Here is a 20036-nt window from a genome sequence, read left to right as displayed (position 1 = left end):
CCGCTTGCTTGACGTTGTCGACGGTGGCGGTACTGGCAGCATCCAGCAACACCCGGGCTTCGAGTTCGCGAATCAGTAAGTCGTCCTTGATCATGTCGGATCTCCCTCTTTGAATTCGGGCTGACCGTCACCTGGACGTGTCAGGTTTCAATGACTGCGACGCCTATGACCCCCACTCACGCACCAGCACCTGGGCCACACGACGTGCCATGCTGGCTGCCAGGCTAGACGGTTGCCCCTCCAGGTGAAGCTCCCCGCGAAGCTCGGTGAGCGGCGACGATTGGTCCTGGTCAGAGACTGCCAACAGTTCGAATAGCGCACGTTCCGGCACGGAGCGTTGGTCATCGGGCCGTGCCGCGATAGGCCCGCCGTGGTCTGACGCCAACATCCACTGATCGACGTAGCGGGAAGCGGCGGCGGCGATTCGCTCGACGTGCATGGGGGTCTGCGGCCAGAGACGCTCGTCATCGACAAAAAAACAAGGCTGACCGAGCGCCAGCAATCCCAGATCATCGCTGCTGACGTAGCCACGGGCGGATAGCCGATCCGTACTGGCTACCAACGCCAGACGAAGGTCTGTGCCGACCCAGCGGCCCGAATGCAGGTAGTCGGCAAGCTCAACCACCGTGCCGTCCATGGGGGCGATGACGTCGAGCCGACGACGTTGATCGGTGAGTCCAGCAAGCTGCTGGCGTTGCATGTCCCGTTCGCTCTCCAGTACCAGACTCTGGGACAGGTCCGTGTTGTCGGCACTTCGTCGGTCCAGGCGCCTATCCACCAGATTCAGATGTTCCTGCACCGTTCTTTCCCGCTGTTGCAACGCTGGCACTTCGAGCCTGACCAGTACCTGCCCCCGCTCGACGACATCGCCGACGCGGACCAGCACCTGCTCGACCCTGGCGGCGCGATGGGCAAACACCGGAACCTGTTGACTGGCGCCGAACACCACCGGCACCGTGATTCGATGAGGCAGAGGCAAGGCAACGAAGGCAGCGATGCCGGCGGCCACCGCCAGGGTCATCAGCACCCGCCGGCCAGCCTCCCTGCGTCTTTTCCACCAGACCATCAGCTCACGCAGTATCGGCATGACAATGAACCATAGAATTTCCACGCTGAAGAGAAAGACGCCCAGCACCTTGAAAAAGAGGTGGTAGACCACCAGGGCAATCCCGAGAAACAGAAAGAAGCGATACACCCATACCGCCAGGGCATAGCCGATCAATACCCGGCGCTTGGCACGACTCAGCGCTTCCGGCGGCGTATCGCCAAAACCGAAAAGCCCTTCCCTCAACCACCAGCGCCCCATGGCAAAGCCCCGCTCCTGCAGGTTGACAATGCCGAGCAGGTCACTGAACAGGTAGTAGCCGTCGAAGCGCATCAGGGGATTGAGGTTCACCGCCAGGCTCAGCACCCAACCGGTGGTGGCAAGCGCAAAGGCCACGAAACGCAGAGCGCCATCCGGTAGAAAAACCCAGGCCAGAGTGGCATAGACAGCGATGACCAGTTCCACCGCCACCCCGGCCAGATCGATCAGCACACGTTTGCGCCGCCGGGGCAGCCGCCAGGCATCGGTGGTGTCGGTAAACAGCACCGGCATCATCACGATCAGCGCCACCCCCATGCTCGACACACGAACCCCAAAGCGGGTCGCACAGAAGCCGTGGCCAAGCTCATGCAGCGTCTTCACCAGCACCAGACTCAGGGAAAACGCGACCACGCCGGAAACGCTGAACATCGCCGGCAAGGTGGTGAAGAAGCTCTCCCACTGGCGAGAAACAAGGTAGAGGCCAATGACACCCAGGATCGCCGTAAAGAGCCAAAAGCCCCGATGAAAGAAGATGGCGACTAGCGGTAGGCAGCGCTTCAATCCACGCCCTGGATACACCAGGGGGATACGCACGAACAGGTAGTGATGAAGCAGCCACTTCCACCAGGATGGCCGGCTGGCCTCACGATATCGCCGAGCCTTGTCGAAGCTGCGGCCTTCGCTGGCCTCGAGCAGGTCGTTGTGATCCAGAAATTGCTGGATCTGGCGAATATCCTCTTCGCTGATGTCGACGTGTCCGCGAGCATCAAGACGTCGTCTCAAAGCCTCCACCGTCCCCGCCGACCAGCAGGCGAGGATATCGACGACCCTGGCATCAATCTCGAAAAACCGTCCGGCCAGTGGGTCATGAATCTTCCAGCGAGCGGCCTTGCCTGGTTCTGCCCCACCTTCGATCAGCTCGAGCTCCTGACGAAGCGACCCAAGCAGCTCCTGCTCTGCTGAATCGGACGTGTCCTGCATTGCCCTGGCCACGGCCTAGACGCCTGTCAACTGTCTGAAGGTGACGATCGGGCGCCGGAATAGATAGTAGAACAGTGATACCGGCTCACCATGGATTCGCGCCGTGCCTCTGAGACCCAGCCGCGGCATGTCTTCTCTCGGCGTTTCCGGTATCGCCATCACCTTGAAATTGGCGATACCGCTGGCGTTCTTTTCGGCCTTGTAGGCGGCCCGTGCCACGACCGCCGACACCGGTTCGAGGGGTGCTGCATCAAGAAACACATCCACCGAGGCTCCACGTTCGAGGGTGACGGCGTCGGCGGCCGCCACTTCTAGCCGGAAAGCAATATCCGCCGGGTCCGCTACCTGCATCACGGCTTCACCCACCCGCACGGGACGCCCTACCCAATCCTGCGGGTCGCCATAGAGGGCGACCCCGCTGCGCTCGGCGCGAACTACCGCCTTGTCGAGCAGGTCATGGGCATAATCTCGCTCGGCTTCGGCAACTCTCAGCTCGCTGCGAGCGATGGCGAGCTCGCGCTTGGCCTCACTGCTTGCGATGGCAGCCTGCTGTAGCCTCAACGCCTTGGACTGGGCCACCTGAACCTTGCGCTGGGCAACTTCGAAGTCATTGCGTAGTTCCACGTCCACCAGCTGGACCAGCGGATCACCCAGCGCCACCCGGGCGCCGGGAGCGACCAGGATGCGGTCGACGACGCCCGCCATCGGTGCCGCCACGACAAACGGCTCACTGGCGACCACCTCAGCGGGCGCCCTCGACGTCAGCGGTACCTGCACCAGCGCCAAGGCTGCCCCCAGGCCCAGCACCGTAGCCAGCGCCAGTCCGCGCGCCCCCCGTGCTCGCCCAAGAGACACACGGCGTCGACCTCGGATCGCGCTGGCGCCGTGACCGTAGGCCTGGGCAAGACGACTGGCCAGGGCCAGGTGCGGTGTTTCCCAGGCACGCTCGCGAGTCAGTAACCAACCGGCGCCGATGGGCCGGTCGCCATGGCTTAGCGGTATCCACAGCCCATGGCGCATGGCGGGTATGCCTTCGTCCTCCAGGACGTTGGCAAGATCCAGCAAGCGCGGTTGCGTCTCGTCCCGGTGTTCACGCCAGTCACTGCCCACCAGATGCTGGTAGGCAAGCACCTGAGCACTGTCATGAGGCACCCGCGCGAGTCCTCCCACCGCCTTGACTCGCCAGCGATTTCTGCCCGACAGGCAAAACACCAGTGACTGGCGAGCCTGGAGCAGGCTCTGCCCCTCATTGGCCAGGTGGCACCACAGCTGGTCGAGGCTGTCACAGTGGCGCAAGGCGCCTTCGATACGAATCAGCCGCTCGCCACCTGGCCCCACCTCCGAGCCACTCGCTCTGGCCTGTTCCTCCGCCACCGGGTGTTGCGCCTCGGTAGTAGACTGGCGCTCAATCGCCACACTCGTCATGAGGAGGTCACTCCACAGCGCCTGCCCTCACCGTCCCCGCTGGAGAGCCAGGTCGCGGTGCCGCTCATCCCGGGAAGAACCCGTGCCGGTGCATTGTCCACTCGGCTGATCACCTTGACGGTCTGGCTGACGGGATCGACGGCAGCCGAGATGCGCGACACTTCTGCGTCAAGCCTGTCGCCGGTCTCGTCCACCTCGAAGCCGAAGGCGCTACCCCGGGTCATCCAACTCAACCAGCAGGAAGGCACCACCATATGCAATTCCAGTGCGCCGTCACTCACCACCTGGATCAGGGGAGCGTTGGCTTCCGGCGTCTCGTTGGGGCGTACCATGGGCTCAACCACTCGCCCGGCAAAAGGCGCCTTGATCTGACAATCCTTGCGTTGCTCCTGGATGGCGGCCACCCGGGCCCGCTGCTCACGCAGCTTGAAACGTGCAATGTCGGCATCCGCCTGTCCGGTGGCGCCCATCTGCAACAGTTCGTTCTGCATGGCGGCGTTGCGGGATTCCGCTGCGGCCTTAGCCTCCGTCGCACGCAACTCGGCGTCGAGTCCGGCGCAGTCGAAGCCGACCAGTACCTCATCGACATCGAAGTGGTCGCCTTCCTTGAACGGCACCTCAAGCACTCTGGCCGATAGACGACTCGACAGTATCGCCTCGTGCTCGGCCCTCAGGATGCCTCTGGCCTCGCCCATGTCGCTGGCCTGGGCAGCCCCCGACAGCAGCACTGCCAGCACGAGTCCCGGCCAGAGCGTGCGAGTCCGCTGGCCACACTGCCCCGCCCCCAGGCTTCTGCTGTTCATCCCGTGCGCCCTCATGGCGATGCCACCACGTCAATGGCCAAGGCATCGCCACGCTGCGCCCACAGAGCACGCAGATCATCGGCAAGCTCCAGGACGCTTTCGTTGCTGCTCATGCCGGCATCCACGGCGTCGATGCCGGTGGCCGTATAGACATTGGCGTAAGCCCCCTGGAGGTCCGACAGCGCCTGATCCATCCGCACCTCGGCCAGCAGGGTATTCATCTGTTCGCGAATCAGGGTCTGCTCGCTGACGTGCCTGGCACGATAGCCAGCTTCCACCTGATGCTCGATCGCTCGCTGCACCTCAAGGAATCGCTTGGCCGTGCCGAGTTCTCCACGCCGCAGTTCATAGCGTGCTCGGGTCACCGATACCTGAGTCGCCACCGCCATGGTCAATGCCAGGCTCCGTGCATCGAGCAGATCGCTCTGGGCGTCGATACGATCCTGACGGGCCGGCAGACTGAACACCTTCAGCAGGTTCCAGCTGGCGCGAGCGCCATAGCTGACCCAGTCACTGTTGTAGAGAAAGTCGTCGTCGCTATAGTTGGCTCCGACAAAGAGCTTGAGACTCGGCAAGGTTTCCAGAATCGCTGTGGTGCCCTCGCGCTCGTTGTTGCGCAATTGGTAGGCGACTTCACGCAGCTCCGGGCGATTCATCACCGCCAGCTTCAACATGGTGTCGTAGGAAAGGTCGATCCCTTTCCAGGCCAGGTCACGCGGCGGCAACACCAGTTGGTAGGGTTGCTCGGGCGGAAGGTTCATCAGCGCTGCCAACTGCTGCTTGGACACCCGCAGTTCCCGCGTCAGTGACTCGAGGTCGCGGCGTATGGTCAGCAGTTCACGTTCATAGCTAAGCGCAGGAAGCGGCGCCGTCAAAGCACTGCGCTGCTGCCGGTGGGCCTGATCCAGCGCCCTTCGTGTGCTCTCTTCGAGCTCTCGAGTCTTGGCCAACAGACGTTCTGCGCTGACTGCTCGCCAGTAGGCGGCGCGTACATCCTCGATGATGCGCTGGATGACCTTTCGCTTGCTTTCCTCGGCCAGCATGACGCTGTCGGCCCTCTGCTGAGCCCGCACATAGGACAGGCCAAAATCGAGCACGTCCCAGCTCATGGTAAGATCGGTCGCCAACTGGTTGCGTTCGCTGGAGGACGAAGGTTCCAGCGACTCCTGACCACTCAACAGAGAAATACTGGAGCTGCCCGGTTCATTGTCGCGTCCCGTATAGTTGAGGTTACCGACCACCTTGGGCAGCAAATCGTAGTGCGCCAGATCGAGCTCCTTGGTGCGCAAGGCCTGCTCCATCACTTCCACCCGATAGTCCAGGTTGTACTTGATGGCGCGGGCCATTGCCGAATAGAGATCGATTGGGGCAATAACGGGTTCCTGACTGGCCGTTACCCTCGCCAACAGGTCGTCGGCGCGTTGTTCATTGGCCTGTTGCGACATCGGTTGAGGGGTGACAGCGCAGCCGGACAGCACCAGCGCCGTTGCGACGCCGACCCAGGTCTTTCCATATTGCTTTCCGAAGCACGAGGCCCTCTGGCCTGCCACTCCACACTTTTTATCGACCATCCCTGTGCCCCCTGCCGAAATTACCTCAGCCTTCAAGAGTGACGCGTCTTGCCTGCTGGTTGCGCACCTGCCTACCGGCCGCCACCGACAGGCGCCCAACATTGCAACAGCGCACAAACGTCGAGAAAGCGAGCGTATAACTTATGTTACTTCGTGTAATCAACTATCCAGAGAGCTGGACAATGGGTCAATATGAAAACTCGAAGAGCGCAAAGGTTGGCCCAGTTTCTTGACCTTGATCACAGTCACGACCGACAACTTTCGATAATGCACAGAGTGTCACCTCGAGCGAGAAAGGCTCTCCTTTGTTACACCTTTCATGCTTCTTTTCATTGGCGTGGTACGGATATACACGCAGCAGGTAGCGCGAGAAGGACATGACCGAGCTGCATGCCATCGGATGCGAAACCCTCGCTTAACGGGACAAGCGCCACCAGCCAGCATCGTGAATTTCCAAGCCATCTAGAGCGAAATCGTCGGTACGCGACAGCCAGGATCAGTCAGGAATGCATGGTGAAAACGTCAGGACACGAATGTTGGGATCAACCAGGAATACAAAGCGGGATCAAAGACAGGAAATGGGAATAGACACGGGGGTCTTCGCAACCACTGAGCGACATGGGACCTCCATGCCGGGTCCAGTAGCTGGGTGTGGTGTCTGTCGTCGTACAAGGAGGGGATAGCGCCTGACGGGCACAGGTCCGCAGGCACTTGTCAGAGGTAAAGGCGATCAGGCCTCGAGGAAGTCTCGCGGCAGCTTCATCATCTGGCGCCACAGTTTTTCGACGCCGGGCTTGTGCACCAGTGAACAGCGATACAGGCGGATCTCCAGGGGGACGTCCCATTGCTCGCCACCGGCACGCACCACCGCCCCGCTCTTCAGCTCCTGTCTGAGGCAGAAATCGGGTATCCAGGCCATGCCCACGCCCTGCATGACCATGGCCTTGAGCCCCTCGGCCATGGCGGTCTCGTAGACGGTACGCAAGCGCATGCGCAACGGGTCATTCTTCAACAGCATGCGCACGCTACGCCCGAGAAAGGCACCCTGGGTGTAGGCCAGGTACGGCAGGGAGTCGTCACCGTCCAGAGGGAAGCGCGGCGCCCCCTGCTCATCCGGCAGGCTCACCGGTATCATCTTGACCCGCCCGATGGAAAAGGAGGGAAAGACTTCCCCGTCAAGCTGCATGCTGGCGTAGGGGTCGTAGTAGGCCAGCATCAGGTCGCAGTTGCCTTCGCGCAGCACATGGATGGCCTCCCCCACGTTCATCGCCACCAGCCGCGTCGGCAACTCCCCGAGCCCCTTCTGCAGCCGCGAGATCCATTGAGGGAAGAAGCTTAGCGCCAGCGAATGGGCCGCCACCACGTCCAGCGCCTCGTTGGCCATGGCCAGGCCGCGCAGATGGCCGAGGGACTCGTTGAGCTGCTCGACGATATTGCGGGCGGTCACCAGAAACAGCTGCCCCTGAGGGGTCAGGTCGATGGGCGTGGTCGAGCGATCCACCAGGGTGACGCCCACCGCCTGTTCGAGGGAGCGTATACGACGACTGAAGGCCGGCTGGGTGACGTGGCGCTGGCGTGCGGAGGCCGAGAAGCTGCGGGTGTTGGACAGCGCAACGAAGTCCTCGAGCCATTTCGTTTCTAGATTCACCAGCACTCCTTGTCAAGACACCAACCACACGGGACGCCATCGCCGGGAACGCGACCGAAGGGGCCACATGCGACCGCCCGATAAAACGGCTAAATGTACCGGAAAGCGCCCACCTTCCCAAGGGAATACTGACGCTTTATTGCTCCGCCACGCTGCGTGCCACTGTGCCGGACATTGACCAGCCTCCAGCAGAGCCTTGTTCTTTTTGCCTCGGGGGATGGCAAGGCAGCGGCGGCGCCTGCATAGGCGACTGCACAGACTACTGCACAGGCGCCAGCAGGTAGGCGGCCCGGGACACCAGCTTGCGCCACAGCGGACGCGAGCGCAGCTCGTCGAGGCTGACCTCGCGGCAGTTGGCGAAGTCCTGTTCCAGCATGGCCTCCACCTCCAGGGCGAACGCCTGATGTGGCACCAGAGCGGTGATCTCGAAGTTCAATCGGAAGGAGCGGTTGTCCAGATTGACGGTACCGACACTGGCGGCGCTGTCATCGATCAGCATGACCTTCTGATGGAGAAACCCCGGCTGATAGCGATAGACCTTGACCCCGGCGCGGATCATGTCCGGCAGGAAGGCGAAGGCCGACAGGAACACCAGCAGATGGTCGGGACGTTCCGGCATCATGATGCGCACATCCACCCCGCGCATGGCGGCCAGGCGCAGTGCATCCTGGACGCCTTCATCGGGAACGAAGTAGGGACTGGTCACCCACAGACGCTGATGGGCGCTGTGGATCAGGTGCTGGACCAGCAGGCTCGCGGTCTCCTGGGGATCCGCCGGGCCCGAGGGGACGATCACCACATGGCGCCCGTTGCCTTCATCGACCGTGGGCTGATCCACCTGGGGCGCCCAGGAAAGACTCAGCATAGTGCCGGTGGCCCAGTGCCAGTCCTCCCAGAAGGCCTCCTGCAGCCCCAGCACACTGGGCCCGACCAGCTTCAGATGGGTATCGCGCCAGGGTCCGTGGCGAGGATCCTGTCCCAGATACTCCACCCCCACGTTGAAACCACCGAGCCAGCCTTCGCGACCGTCCACTACCAGGATCTTGCGATGATTGCGGAAATTGAGCTGAAAACGGTGACGCCATCCGCGCGAGGAGTGAAAGGCGCTGACGTGGATGCCCGCCTCGCGCAGCTCGCCCAGATAGCCGTCGCCAAGCTGCCGGCTACCGATCTCGTCGTACAGGAAGTAGACCCGCACCTGACGCCGTGCCGCCCGCACCAGATGTTCCTGCAGCCGACGACCAAGTTCATCATTACGCACGATGAAGAACTGAATGAGGATATAAGAGCGAGCCGCATCGATACCGGCAAACAGGCTGTCGAAGGTCTGATCGCCATCGACCAGCAGCTCCGTCGAGTTGGCGCGGGTCAGCGGCATCATGGCAAGCTTTTCGACCGCCTTGACGTCAGCGTCGGTGGCCCCCACCAGATAGGAATCGAAGCGATCTCGATAGCGCAACAACACGCGCCGCAGCAGCGTATCGCGCTGGCCGCGCGCCGACACATAGCCGTAGAAGCGTGGTCGGCCGAAGACCCAGTAGGCCGGCAACGCCAGATACGGCATGGCGACCAGCGAAATGATCCAGGCGATCGCCCCCTGAGAGGTTCGACTCGACATCAGCGCGAGCACGGCGGAGATGGCCCCGCCCAGGTGAATCAGAAAGATGGCCAGGCCAAGCAGCCATGAGGTCATCGAAGGTCTCCATCCGTGTGATACCGCACCACATCGAGCGCTGAGCGTCGGGGCGCACTTGCTAGGGCTTGTCTGAAAAGTGCCTGCGCTCGGTAATACGGCGTTAAAAATCGGATCAAAATGCTCATTTACACCCCGTAAACTGCGCTTTCTCACCGATTTTTGCCTTGTCTAACCTTCGCTCGTCGACTTTTCGGACAGCGCCTAGCGTTATTGCGGACTTCAGCATACCCGTAACGCAGGCGGCCCCGCCAGATGACGGGGCCGCCTATCGTGTCTCGCCGTGCACCGGGGCGAGACATGGCATGGGGAGATCAGACGCTCTCGGCGATGATTTCCTTCCACTTGGCCGGACCGGTCTGGTGCACCGATGAACCCTGGCTGTCCACCGCCACGGTCACCGGCATGTCCTCCACCTCGAACTCGTAGATGGCTTCCATGCCCAGGTCCTCGAAACCGACAACCCTGGAGGCCTTGATCGCCTGGGACACAAGGTAGGCCGCACCACCCACCGCCATCAGGTACACCGCCTGGTTGTCACGGATGGCCTCGATCGCGATCTGACCACGCTCGGCCTTGCCGACCATGCCCAACAGTCCGGTCTGCTCGAGCATGGTGCGGGTGAACTTGTCCATGCGCGTGGCGGTGGTCGGTCCAGCCGGCCCCACTACTTCGTCACCGACCGGATCGACCGGCCCCACGTAGTAGATGAAGCGCCCTTTCAGATCCACCGGCAGCGACTCGCCCTTGGCCAGCATGTCGACCATGCGCTTGTGCGCCGCGTCGCGCCCGGTCAACAGCTTGCCGTTGAGCAACAGGGTATCGCCCGGCTGCCAGGTCTTCACCTCTTCCGGGGTGACCTCATCGAGATTGACGCGCTTGACGTTGCCACCGGCTTCACGGGTGATCTCCGGCCAATCCTCGAGCTTGGGCGCCTTGAGCGCCGCCGGGCCACTGCCGTCCAGGGTAAAGTGGGCATGCCGGGTCGCCGCGCAGTTGGGGATGATCGCCACCGGCTTGTTGGCGGCGTGGGTCGGGTAATCCTTGACCTTGATGTCGAGCACCGTGGTCAGGCCACCCAGCCCCTGGGCACCGATGCCGCTGCGGTTGACCTTGTCGAACAGCTCCAGGCGCAGCTCCTCGGCGCGGTTGGCAGCGCCCCTGGCCTGGAGGTCCTGGATGTCGATCGGATCGAGCAGGGCTTCCTTGGCCAGTTCCATGGCCTTCTCGGCGGTTCCGCCGATGCCGATGCCGAGCATGCCGGGCGGACACCAGCCAGCGCCCATCTTCGGCAGCTGTTCCATGACCCAGTCGACCACCGAGTCGGAGGGATTGAGCATGGCGAACTTGGACTTGGCCTCGCTGCCGCCGCCCTTGGCCGCCACGTGAACCTCGACGGTGTCGCCAGGCACCAGCTTGTGGTGGATCACCGCCGGAGTGTTGTCCTTTGTGTTCTGACGCTTGCCGTCGGGGTCGGCCAGCACCGAGGCGCGCAGCACATTGTCCGGGAAGTTGTAGGCCCGGCGCACCCCTTCGTTGATCATGTCATCGAGGCTCATGTCGGCCTCGAAGCGCACGTTCATGCCCACATGGACGAAGACCGTGACGATGCCGGTATCCTGGCAGATGGGACGATGGCCGGTGGCACACATCCGCGAATTGATCAGGATCTGGGCGATGGCATCCTTCGCCGCCGGATTCTCCTCCCGCTCGTAGGCGGCCGCCATGGCGTCGATAAAGTCCTTGGGGTGGTAGTAGGAGATGTACTGCAGGGCATCGGCGACACTCGTGATGAGGTCGTCCTGGCGGATCACGGTCATGGCAGACTCCTTGGCTGGGTCGATACGCCCGCTCTCTTGGCGTCCCGTAGGCGACATGGCGGGCTTGCGAGGGCCCGTAGTGTAGCGCATTACGCCACGGCTCGGCAGCCGTCTGTGCCGGTTCGTTTAACGCGCTACTGACCCGGCGTTTGCTTGCCGGCTGGCGGAGATCCCACCTCACTCTGGAGAACGAGCCTGCGCTGCGCCCATTGAACAAGATGCGCCAGCCAGGGCAGCCAGGCGGAACATCAGGTCAATCGGGCAAGATAACGGTATAAAATTCTAATAAAGGCACCAGGAGCGTGGTCACGGCAGGACGGACTGCCAGGTTCGCCCGCCCCGCTTTCGCTGCCTCCTTTATACCGCCCCGAGCGCCAGCTGACGCTCTCTGAGCCCATGCAGGCGATCGCGCAGGCGCGCCGCTTCTTCGAACTCCAGATTGGCGGCAGCCTCGCTCATGGCGTCCTCGAGCCGTGTCATCTCCTTGCGCAGCTCTTCCGGCGACAGGCTGGCGGGATCGTAGACCGCTTCCGGTTCGGCCACCTTGCGCTCGCCCTTGCGTCCACGAGTCTTGCGGCTTCCCGGTGCCTGGGCAGCTTCGAGGATATCCGCCACCGAGCGGGTCACCGTCTGCGGCGTGATGCCGTGTTCCTCGTTGTGTGCCGTCTGCTTGGCGCGGCGCCGCTCGGTCTCGTCGATGGTCTTGCGCATCGAGTCGGTGATGCGGTCGCCGTAGAGGATCGCCTTGCCGTTGGCGTTACGCGCGGCCCGCCCCACCGTCTGAATCAGCGAACGTTCGGCGCGCAGGAAGCCTTCCTTGTCGGCGTCGAGGATCGCCACCAGCGACACCTCGGGGATATCCAGGCCCTCGCGCAGCAGGTTGATACCGACCAGCACGTCGAACTTGCCCAGGCGCAGGTCGCGGATGATCTCGACCCGCTCCACCGTGTCGATATCCGAGTGCAGGTAGCGCACCTTGACGTCGTGTTCGTCGAGATACTCGGTCAAGTCTTCCGCCATCCGCTTGGTCAGGGTGGTGACCAGCACCCGCTCGCCCACGGCGGTGCGCAAACGGATCTCCGACAGCAGGTCGTCCACCTGGGTCGAGGCCGGACGCACCTCGATCTCGGGATCCAGCAGGCCGGTGGGACGTACCACTTGCTCCACCACCTGGCCGGCGTGCTCGGCCTCGTAGGGACCCGGCGTGGCCGAGACGAAGATGGTCTGGGGTGAAATCCGCTCCCACTCCTCGAACTTCATCGGACGGTTGTCCAGGGCCGACGGCAGGCGGAAACCGTACTCGACCAGGGTCTCCTTGCGCGAGCGGTCGCCGCGGTACATGCCGCCCACCTGGGGCACACTGACGTGGGACTCGTCGATGAACAGCAGCGCATCGGCGGGCAGGTAGTCGAAGAAGGTGGGGGGCGGCTCGCCGGGGTTGCGTCCGGACAGGTAGCGCGAGTAGTTCTCGATGCCGTTGCAGTAGCCCAGCTCCATCATCATTTCGATGTCGTAGAGGGTACGCTGCTCCAGGCGCTGGGCCTCGACCAGGCGATCTTCCTTGCGCAGGAAGGTCAGTCGTTCGGCCAGCTCCTCCTTGATCCGATCCACCGCCGCCAGAATGGTCTCCCGCGGGGTCACGTAGTGGCTCTTGGGGTAGATGGTCATGCGGGGCACCTTGCCACGTACCTCGCCGGTCAGCGGATCGAACAGGCTGATGGTGTCGATCTCGTCGTCGAACAGCTCCACCCTGACCGCCTCGTCCTCGGCGTCGGCCGGAAAGATATCGATGACGTCGCCACGTACCCGATAGGTACCGCGCTTGAAGTCCATGTCGTTGCGGGTGTACTGCAGTTCCGCCAGACGACGCAGAAAGCCGCGCTGATCGATCAGCTCGCCGCGGGTGAAGTGCAGGCGCATCTTCAGATACTGGTCCGGATCACCCAGACCGTAGATCGCCGACACCGACACCACGATCAGCGCATCGCGACGCTCCAGCAGGGCCTTGGTCGCCGACAGTCGCATCTGCTCGATATGGTCATTGATCGAGGCGTCCTTCTCGATGAAGGTGTCCGACGAGGGCACATAGGCCTCGGGCTGGTAGTAGTCGTAGTAGGATACGAAGTACTCCACGGCGTTGTCCGGGAAGAACGCCTTGAACTCCCCGTACAACTGGGCCGCCAGGGTCTTGTTCGGCGCCATGACGATGGTCGGCCGCTGCAGCCGCTCGACGATGTTGGCCATGGTGAAGGTCTTGCCCGAACCGGTCACCCCGAGCAGGGTCTGGTGGGCCAGACCCGAATCGAGCCCCCCGACCAGGCTTTCGATAGCGCTCGGCTGGTCACCGGCAGGCTGGAACTTCGACGACAGACGAAAGGACTTGCTCATCATGACTCCTGCTGGGGGACACCACCCAGATCGGGGCGGCTGACGCCGACTTCAAGTCTCGCGCACGCTCGCCGACGTCAGGTTTGGGCCGTTGGCGCCAGCGTTCGCGTGGTGATTTCCACCGTGGAAGTGGTCATCAAGCGGTGGATCGGGCACTTGTGGCTGATCTCCTCCAGCCGTGCCAGCCGCTCGGGATCCTCGATGCCGTGGAAGGTCATCGCCACATCGAGCCGATAGACGCCCTTGCGCTCGTCGCGCTCGTCTCTGGTGACCGTGACGCTGACGCCTTCCAGCGGCCACTCCTTGCGCTGCGCGTACATGCGCGAGGTGATCGCCTTGCACGCCCCCAGCGACAGATCGAAGTAGTCGTGGGGGTCCGGCGCCAGGCCATCGCCACCGAAGGCGGTGGGCACATCGACCAGCAGGTCGTCGAAGCTTTCGATGCTGACCCGCTGGCGCAGCTTGCCATCCTTCTCGGTAGTAATCTCGATACTCATCATTTCACCTCGATGCCGAGCTTGAGTCGCTTGATCGCCTCGATCAGGGCCTCGCGACGCGCGCGCCCTTCCACCTCGGCGCCATGGCGGCCGACCTCCACGCTGTCGACGCCGTCAAGCATCATCAAGGCGGTGGTGATCTGATTGACCTGGTCGGCGTTGTCGACGCCCTGGAAGGTCAGGGATTGCTGGGACATGAGGCGCGCCTCCTTGGCGGGTAAAGCGGAAGGACCGAAGATCGTAACGCAAGCTTGAAACTGGTGGAAAAGCTTAGCACGACACCCCGTGCGGGTTCTTCTGCCCGTACCTTGCAAAAGGGGCGTCTCACCCTCACATTGCTGACAGGCGCAAACTTCACCTTTTTCGATACGCGCGACAGGATTGCTCATGACGGATTGGATCACCGCCCACGGCGGCCGCTTGACCGGCTCGGACCAGGTCGACTTCGACACCCCCGACGCGGCCCGCCTCGCCCTGGACAGCACCGTGGCCACCCCGCTGGTCCATCTCGGCGCGCTGGACGTGGTCGGCCCCGACGCTGAGCGCTTTCTGCAGGGCCAGACCAGTGCCCAGCTCGCCCACGCCAATGGCCACTTCGCCCCGCTGACCTGCTTCTGCACCCCCAAGGGCCGCATGCTGGCCAACGGCCAGCTGATGAAGGTCGACGACGAACGCTTCAGGATCGTGCTGCATCGCAGTCTGGTGGCTCCGCTGGCCCAGCACCTGGGCAAGTTCGCCGCCTTCTACAAGGCCGAGCTGACGGCTCGGGATGACCTGGCGCTGATCGGCCTGATCGGCCAGGAAGCACCCGCCCTGACCGAGGTCGACTGCGACCTGACACCGCCCGATCCCTGGCGCCAGGCGAGCCACGGCGACACCCTGGTGCTCGGCCAGCCTGGCCCTCGCCCCCGCTACCTGATCATGCTGCCAGAAGACCAGGCAGAGGCCTTGTTCTCGCGCCTGATCGAGCAGTGTCAGCCGGTGGGCAACCAGGTATGGCGGTTGGCGGATATCCAGGCGGGGCTGTGTTTCATCGATGCCGATCAGCAGGATGCCTACCTGCCCCAGATGCTCAACTGGGAGGCGCTGGCAGGCATCAGTTTCAAGAAAGGCTGCTACACCGGGCAGGAAGTGGTGGCCCGCGCCCACTTCCGCGGCCAGGTCAAGAAGCGCCTGTATCGCGCCCAGCTAGAGGGGACTCGACTGCCACCGCTGGGCAGCGAGGTGAATGACGAAAGCGGCAAGCGCCAGGGCGAGGTGGTGGCAAGCGCCCTCGATGCCTATGGGCAGGCCGAGGTACTGGCGGTGCTGAATACCCGCGCCGATGAGGCCGCCCTCAGCTGCGAGGATCAACGTCTGAAGCTGCTGCACCTGCCCTACGCCATCGATCGCCTCGACCCAGAGAGTCTGGTCTGACACCGATGACGCCTGGGTAATTCGATCCGGGCGATATTCCTGCCGGCGCCCTTGTCAGGACGGCGGCAGGCCGAACAGCCGGCGGGCGTTGTCACTGGAGTGCAGCGCCACGGTTTGCGGTGCCTGACCTCTGATCTCGGCCACGTGGCGACACACCTCGGCCACCAGGGCAGGTTCATTGCGCTCGCCCTGGTGGCCGGACAACGGCATGTCAGGGCTATCCGTCTCCAGCACGTAGGCGTCATCGGGCAGCGACGCCACCGCCCGGCGCACCCTCCTGGCCCGGGGATAGGTCACCGCCCCACCGAGCCCCAGCGTAAACCCCAGATCGACAAAGCGCCTCGCCTGCTCCGGAGAGCCGGCGAAGGCATGGATGAGGCCCCCTGCGGGAAGCCCGAACTGGGCCAGACGCTTGGCGACGTCGTCGTTGGCACGCACACAGTGAATGACCACCGGCAGGCGCAGATCCCGCGCCAGCCTGAGCTGGGCATCGAACAAGTGCCATTGGCGATCGAGGGTGTCGCCAAAACGCGCATCGATCCCGCACTCCCCCAGGGCGACGCAGCGAGGGTGGGCCTCGAGCGCCTGGCCCAGCGCGCTGACGTCGTCATCCTCGCCATCCAGCCGATGATGCTCCAGAAACACCGGATGCAGACCGAGACAGGCGTGCAACCCCGTCTGCTCGGCCAGCTCCAGGGTGCCCTGCCAGGCGTCACGGTGGGTACCCGCGACCACCAGCTGTTCGACGCCCGCCCGCCTGGCCCTGGACAGGACCGCGTCGCGATCGGCGTCGAAGTCGGCAAAGTCGAGGTGGCAGTGGGCGTCGATCAGCATCAGAGCTCCTCTTTCCACGGAGGCGCCGTAAAAACGTCGCGTGCGATTCGAGCGCAGCAGTTTTTCCGGTGTCTCCTCAGTGCTCGCGGGTCTCCCTGAACCGTATATCCGGCCAGCGCTCCTGGGTCATCTGCAGATTGACCCGGGTCGGGGCGATATAGGTCAGGTAGCCACCGCCGTCGATGGCCAGGTTGGTGCTGGCCTTGCGCTTGAACTCCTCGAGCATCTTCGGATCGTCGCAGTAGATCCAGCGGGCGGTATTGACGTTCACCCCTTCATACATGCAGTCGACCTTGTACTCTTCCTTGAGGCGATGGGCGACCACATCGAACTGCAGGGTACCGACGGCGCCAAGGATCAGGTCGTTGTTGTCCAACGGCATGAATACCTGGGTGGCGCCCTCCTCCGACAGCTGCTGCAGGCCCTTCTGCAAGGCCTTCATCTTCAGCGGGTCCTTGAGCCTGACCCGCTTGAACAGCTCCGGGGCGAAGTGGGGAATGCCGGTGAATCGCATGTCCTCGCCCTGGGTGAAGGTGTCACCGATCTGGATGGTGCCATGGTTGTGCAGGCCGATGATGTCACCGGGCCAGGCTTCTTCCACGTGGGCACGATCGGAGGCCATGAAGGTCAGGGCGTCGGCGATCTTGACGTCCTTGTTGATGCGCACATGGCGCATCTTCATGTTCTTCTGGTACTTGCCCGAGCACACCCGCAGGAAGGCGATGCGGTCACGGTGATTGGGATCCATGTTGGCCTGGATCTTGAATACGAAGCCGGTGAAGCGCTCGTCCTCGGCCGGCACCTCGCGCACGTCGGTTTCCCGCGCCTGGGGCGGCGGCGCATACTCGACGAAGCCATCGAGCATCTCGCGCACGCCGAAGTTGCCCATGGCGGTACCGAAGTACACCGGCGTCAGCTCGCCACGGCGATAGGCCTCGAGGTCGAAGCTGTGGGAGGCACCGCGCACCAGCTCGACCTCCATGCGCAGCTCCTCGGCCAGATCCTCGCCGAGCACCTCGTCCACCTCGGGGCTATCGAGGCCTTCGATGCGCTTGTCTTCCGGAATCCGGTTGCCCTGCCCCTGGGTGTACAGGTGGATGACGTCATTGTAGAGGTGGTAGACGCCCTTGAACTGACGCCCCATGCCGATCGGCCAGGTCATCGGCGCACACTTGATATTGAGCACCGTCTCGACCTCATCCATCACCTCGATGGGGTCGCGGATGTCGCGGTCCATCTTGTTGACGAAGGTGAGGATCGGCGTGGTGCGCAGGCGGCAGACCTCCATCAGCTTGATGGTGCGGTCCTCGACGCCCTTGGCGCCGTCGATCACCATCAGCGCTGAGTCCACCGCGGTCAGGGTGCGGTAGGTATCCTCGGAGAAGTCCTCGTGGCCCGGCGTATCGAGCAGGTTGACCATGCGACCGCCGTAGGGGAACTGCATCACCGAGGTGGTCACGGAGATACCGCGCTCCTGCTCCATCTTCATCCAGTCCGAGGTGGCGTGGCGATCGTCACGCTTGCTCTTTACCGAACCGGCCAGCTGGATGGCGTTTCCGAACAACAGCATCTTTTCGGTGATGGTGGTCTTGCCCGCGTCCGGGTGGCTGATGATGGCAAAGGTGCGCCGAAGCCCGGTTTCCTGGGCCTGCTTGGGGTTGGACATGGAGACGGTTGCCTGCTTGCTCGTAAAAAAGTGGGGCACGGGGACAAGGCCCCCATGCGCAAGGGCGCCATGATACCGCGACAGGGGCCCTGGCTGCATCTGACTATACTGGCACCATCATCCTCTCTATCGAGCCCCCTCGCGTTTCGTTGCGGCTCTGCGGTTGATTGCGCTTCGCATTAATGCAATAGATCCGCGATCAAGCTGTCATCGACGGCCGCAATGCTAGGTGACTGGCCGCGACCGCCCCCCCGTGAAGGGCGACGTGCCACCCCGCCAAGACCACCGGACGCAACGACAAGGAGAGCCCCATGCAACCCACCCGACGCCAGTTTCTCGGACTCGGCCTCAAGGCCGGTGCCGGCCTCGGCCTGATCACCGCCGCCCCCGGCATCGTGCTGGCCGAATCCCGTCGGCCCGTGATCACCTCCGGGGTAATGAGCGGCGACGTCGGCACCGACCGCGCCATCATCTGGTCGCGTGCCGACCGCCCCTCGCGGATGCTGCTGGACATCGCCGACAACGCTGCCTTCAACAACGCCCGTACCCTGCAGGGACCCACCGCCCTGCCGGCCAGCGGGCTGACCGCCAAGCTCGACGTCACTGGCCTTGCCGACCTGCCGGAGGCGTTCTACCGCGTGCGCTTCGCCGCCCTCGGCGACGACCGCGCCGTCAGCGAGCCGGTCATCGGCCGGCTGGTCATGCCGGGAGGTTCACGCCGTTCGATACGTTTCGTGTGGTCGGGCGATACCGTCGGCCAGGGCTGGGGCATCGACGAATCCCGCGGCGGCATGCGCATCTACGACACCATGCTCAAGCAGTCGCCGGACTTCTTCCTGCACTCCGGCGACACCATCTACGCCGATGGCCCGCTCGAAGAAAGCGTGAACCTGGAGGACGGCAGCGTCTGGCGCAACCGCATGACCGAAGCAAAGAGCAAGGTGGCCGAGACCCTGAACGAGTATCGCGGCCAGTACCTCTACAACCTTCTGGACGACAACCTCAAGCGTTTCAACGCCGAGGTGCCGATGTACGCCCAGTGGGACGACCACGAGACCGTCAACAACTGGTACCCCGGCGAGATCCTCGATGATCCGCGCTACACCGAGAAGAACGTCTCGCTGCTGGCGGCGCGTGCCCGCCGCGCCTTCCTCGAGTCGATGCCGATCCGTCAGCGCCCCGAGGCCCCGGAGATGATTCGCCGTCGTTTCACCTACGGCCCCGAACTCGAGGTGTTCATGCTCGACATGCGTACCTATCGCGCGGCCAACAGCACCAATACCCAGGGCGCAGACGACCCGGCCTCAAGCCTGATGGGGGCTCGCCAGGTGGACGACTTGATCGCGGCGCTGAAGGCCTCGACGGCCACCTGGAAGATCATCGCCTCCGACATGCCGGTGGGCCTGGTAGTCGCCGACGGCGAGCACTTCGAAGCGGTGGCCAATGGCGAGGGTGGCGCCCCTTCCGGGCGCGAGCACGAGATCGCCAGACTGCTCAAGGCGATCCACGACAACGCCATCGCCAACGTGGTGTGGCTGACCGCCGATGTCCACTACACGGCCGCCCATCACTATGCGCCGGAACGTGCCAGTTTCCAGCAGTTCACGCCCTTCTGGGAATTCGTCAGCGGCCCGCTGCACGCCGGCACCTTCGGCCCCAATACCCTGGACGCCACCTTTGGCCCGGAAGTGGTGTTCCAGAAGGCCCCCGCCGATGGTCGAGCCAACCTGCCGCCCAGCGAAGGCTTTCAGTTCTTCGGCCAGGTGGACCTGGATGGCGACAGCCTGGCGCTCACCGTCACCCTCAAGGACACCGAGGGCAACAGCCTGCACCAGCAGGTATTGACGCCCCAGCAGGCCAGCTAGTCAGGCGATGCCGCCTGTCGCTGCCAAGACCCGACAGCGCCGCCGTCAAAGCGGCGCTTGTCCTTTGCCCCTGAGGCCACGGGCCCAATGGAGCGCACGACAGGCCCACCATGCGCAGGTCCG

14 protein-coding genes are annotated in these 20036 nt (G+C 63.5%); 2 read left to right on the top strand and 12 right to left on the bottom strand.

Features of this window, described 5'->3' with window-relative positions:
- Positions 1-163: 163 nt before the first annotated feature.
- From EBB56_RS15075 to EBB56_RS15030, 10 genes are all read right to left on the bottom strand, one after another.
- Positions 164-2287, bottom strand: a complete 2124-nt coding sequence (locus tag EBB56_RS15075; RefSeq protein WP_124804726.1) for a site-2 protease family protein — start codon at positions 2285-2287, stop codon at positions 164-166.
- Between the two features lie 15 nt (positions 2288-2302).
- Positions 2303-3712, bottom strand: coding sequence for an efflux RND transporter periplasmic adaptor subunit (locus EBB56_RS15070; RefSeq protein ID WP_052704566.1), 1410 nt, complete (start codon positions 3710-3712; stop codon positions 2303-2305).
- A complete protein-coding gene (locus EBB56_RS15065) occupies positions 3709-4515 on the bottom strand; it encodes an efflux RND transporter periplasmic adaptor subunit (RefSeq protein WP_045995191.1) in 807 nt (268 codons plus the stop codon). The genes EBB56_RS15070 and EBB56_RS15065 overlap by 4 nt, the downstream gene beginning before the upstream one ends.
- Before the next feature lie 11 nt (positions 4516-4526).
- Positions 4527-5861 carry a TolC family protein gene (locus tag EBB56_RS15060; protein WP_221621200.1) on the bottom strand — a complete coding sequence of 445 codons (1335 nt, stop codon included), beginning with the start codon at positions 5859-5861 and terminating at the stop codon, positions 4527-4529.
- A 955-nt stretch (positions 5862-6816) separates the two neighbouring features.
- On the bottom strand, positions 6817-7734 hold the full coding sequence (locus EBB56_RS15055) for a LysR substrate-binding domain-containing protein (RefSeq protein ID WP_108133590.1): 918 nt from the start codon (positions 7732-7734) through the stop codon (positions 6817-6819).
- 259 nt (positions 7735-7993) lie between these two features.
- Entirely contained in the window at positions 7994-9427 is a 1434-nt protein-coding gene (gene cls, locus EBB56_RS15050) for a cardiolipin synthase (protein ID WP_045992513.1), read from the bottom strand.
- 314 nt (positions 9428-9741) lie between these two features.
- The gene (locus EBB56_RS15045; RefSeq protein ID WP_045991456.1) at positions 9742-11247 is read right to left on the bottom strand and encodes a fumarate hydratase; all 1506 of its coding nucleotides are present in this window, start codon (positions 11245-11247) and stop codon (positions 9742-9744) included.
- Positions 11248-11604: 357 nt separating this feature from the next.
- Positions 11605-13635, bottom strand: a complete 2031-nt coding sequence (uvrB, locus tag EBB56_RS15040) for an excinuclease ABC subunit UvrB (RefSeq protein WP_045991457.1) — start codon at positions 13633-13635, stop codon at positions 11605-11607.
- A 77-nt stretch (positions 13636-13712) separates the two neighbouring features.
- Positions 13713-14132 carry an OsmC family protein gene (locus tag EBB56_RS15035; RefSeq protein ID WP_045991618.1) on the bottom strand — a complete coding sequence of 140 codons (420 nt, stop codon included), beginning with the start codon at positions 14130-14132 and terminating at the stop codon, positions 13713-13715.
- The gene (locus EBB56_RS15030; RefSeq protein WP_045991458.1) at positions 14132-14329 is read right to left on the bottom strand and encodes a hypothetical protein; all 198 of its coding nucleotides are present in this window, start codon (positions 14327-14329) and stop codon (positions 14132-14134) included. The genes EBB56_RS15035 and EBB56_RS15030 overlap by 1 nt, the downstream gene beginning before the upstream one ends.
- A gap of 190 nt (positions 14330-14519) precedes the next feature.
- Here EBB56_RS15030 and EBB56_RS15025 point away from each other — a divergent pair, with 190 nt between their 5' ends.
- Positions 14520-15548, top strand: a complete 1029-nt coding sequence (locus EBB56_RS15025; protein ID WP_083970211.1) for a folate-binding protein YgfZ — start codon at positions 14520-14522, stop codon at positions 15546-15548.
- A gap of 54 nt (positions 15549-15602) precedes the next feature.
- On the opposite strand, the gene EBB56_RS15020 is transcribed toward EBB56_RS15025, so the two are convergent.
- Entirely contained in the window at positions 15603-16382 is a 780-nt protein-coding gene (locus EBB56_RS15020) for a TatD family hydrolase (protein ID WP_124804725.1), read from the bottom strand.
- Positions 16383-16458: 76 nt separating this feature from the next.
- Positions 16459-18048, bottom strand: coding sequence for a peptide chain release factor 3 (locus EBB56_RS15015; protein WP_045991460.1), 1590 nt, complete (start codon positions 18046-18048; stop codon positions 16459-16461).
- A gap of 311 nt (positions 18049-18359) precedes the next feature.
- Here EBB56_RS15015 and EBB56_RS15010 point away from each other — a divergent pair, with 311 nt between their 5' ends.
- On the top strand, positions 18360-19913 hold the full coding sequence (locus tag EBB56_RS15010) for an alkaline phosphatase (protein ID WP_124804724.1): 1554 nt from the start codon (positions 18360-18362) through the stop codon (positions 19911-19913).
- Positions 19914-20036: the final 123 nt, after the last annotated feature.

Origin of the sequence: Halomonas sp. YLB-10 (genome assembly GCF_003856855.1) — a bacterium.
GTDB lineage: Bacteria > Pseudomonadota > Gammaproteobacteria > Pseudomonadales > Halomonadaceae > Halomonas > Halomonas litopenaei.
Note: the sequence above shows the minus strand (reverse complement) of the source record. Positions and strands in the feature narration are given on the sequence as shown.

Bases quoted from the DNA above. Each gene is read 5' to 3' on its own strand.
- EBB56_RS15075 (WP_124804726.1), bottom strand. From the start codon at position 2,287: ATGCAGGACACGTCCGATTCAGCAGAGCAGGAGCTGCTTGGGTCGCTT.
- EBB56_RS15070 (WP_052704566.1), bottom strand. From the start codon at position 3,712: ATGACGAGTGTGGCGATTGAGCGCCAGTCTACTACCGAGGCGCAACAC.
- EBB56_RS15065 (WP_045995191.1), bottom strand. From the start codon at position 4,515: ATGAACAGCAGAAGCCTGGGGGCGGGGCAGTGTGGCCAGCGGACTCGC.
- EBB56_RS15060 (WP_221621200.1), bottom strand. From the start codon at position 5,861: ATGGCCCGCGCCATCAAGTACAACCTGGACTATCGGGTGGAAGTGATG.
- cls (WP_045992513.1), bottom strand. From the start codon at position 9,427: ATGACCTCATGGCTGCTTGGCCTGGCCATCTTTCTGATTCACCTGGGC.
- EBB56_RS15045 (WP_045991456.1), bottom strand. From the start codon at position 11,247: ATGACCGTGATCCGCCAGGACGACCTCATCACGAGTGTCGCCGATGCC.
- uvrB (WP_045991457.1), bottom strand. From the start codon at position 13,635: ATGAGCAAGTCCTTTCGTCTGTCGTCGAAGTTCCAGCCTGCCGGTGAC.
- EBB56_RS15035 (WP_045991618.1), bottom strand. From the start codon at position 14,132: ATGAGTATCGAGATTACTACCGAGAAGGATGGCAAGCTGCGCCAGCGG.
- EBB56_RS15030 (WP_045991458.1), bottom strand. From the start codon at position 14,329: ATGTCCCAGCAATCCCTGACCTTCCAGGGCGTCGACAACGCCGACCAG.
- EBB56_RS15025 (WP_083970211.1), top strand. From the start codon at position 14,520: ATGACGGATTGGATCACCGCCCACGGCGGCCGCTTGACCGGCTCGGAC.
- EBB56_RS15020 (WP_124804725.1), bottom strand. From the start codon at position 16,382: ATGCTGATCGACGCCCACTGCCACCTCGACTTTGCCGACTTCGACGCC.
- EBB56_RS15015 (WP_045991460.1), bottom strand. From the start codon at position 18,048: ATGTCCAACCCCAAGCAGGCCCAGGAAACCGGGCTTCGGCGCACCTTT.
- EBB56_RS15010 (WP_124804724.1), top strand. From the start codon at position 18,360: ATGCAACCCACCCGACGCCAGTTTCTCGGACTCGGCCTCAAGGCCGGT.